Origin of the sequence: Lacinutrix gracilariae (assembly GCF_042684485.1) — a bacterium.
Lineage (GTDB): Bacteria > Bacteroidota > Bacteroidia > Flavobacteriales > Flavobacteriaceae > Oceanihabitans > Oceanihabitans gracilariae.
The window spans coordinates 1-659 of sequence record NZ_JBHULM010000019.1; the positions used below are offsets into that span (position 1 = coordinate 1).

The 659-nt window shown below is 32.0% G+C and carries 1 protein-coding gene; it reads left to right on the forward strand.

Annotated features, from left to right (window positions below; translation table 11 throughout):
• The first annotated feature begins 25 nt into the window (after positions 1-25).
• A complete protein-coding gene (locus ACFSSB_RS15415; protein WP_379905913.1) occupies positions 26-517 on the forward strand; it encodes a DUF3592 domain-containing protein in 492 nt (163 codons plus the stop codon).
• Positions 518-659 lie beyond the last annotated feature (142 nt).

Genomic DNA, 659 nt, shown 5'->3' on the forward strand with positions numbered 1-659 from the left:
AAACCGTTGTAGGTAATTTAAGAAAATGAACATCGACCTTAAAAAACATATTTTACCATTCGGAATTCTTGTCTTACTTTTTTGGTTAAGTAAAAGTTTTGAGGAATATATTGGAGCAGTCGTTTTTCTGATTGTTGGTAGCGGATTTTTATTCGCAGGATTCTATATTCGAAATACAAATAGCAGAATAAGAGCCAACGGAATTAAAACTAAAGCGAAAATAGTTGACTTTAAAAAAGAACGAAATAAAGATGCTGACGGAGATTCTTACGAATATCATTTTCCGATAGTAAGTTTTACTGACCGAAATGGAGTTGAAACGACTCAAAAGTTGGACTCTAGTGAAAACCCGAAACGGATTAATGAACTGATTGACATTATTTACCTGAAAAAACAAAATGAGTACGAAATAATAAAAGACAATGATTGGTGGGAAAAGAACCTACCAATGATTTTACTAATCGGTGGATTTTTATTTTATGGAATCGGAATTATATGGTTGATAAATAAAATCTAAATAAAAAACTACCTACAACAACGTATATAAAAAATTGCTATTTTTAGCTAAATCAAAAGGTCGTTGCACGTTTGCTACGTCTGATTTTCCTTCGGAAAATCCTCGCACGCAAACACGCAACTTTCCATATACAAAACCGTTA

Excerpts from the sequence above, each read along its gene's own strand:
- ACFSSB_RS15415 (WP_379905913.1), top strand. The coding sequence starts at position 26 with ATGAACATCGACCTTAAAAAACATATTTTACCATTCGGAATTCTTGTC.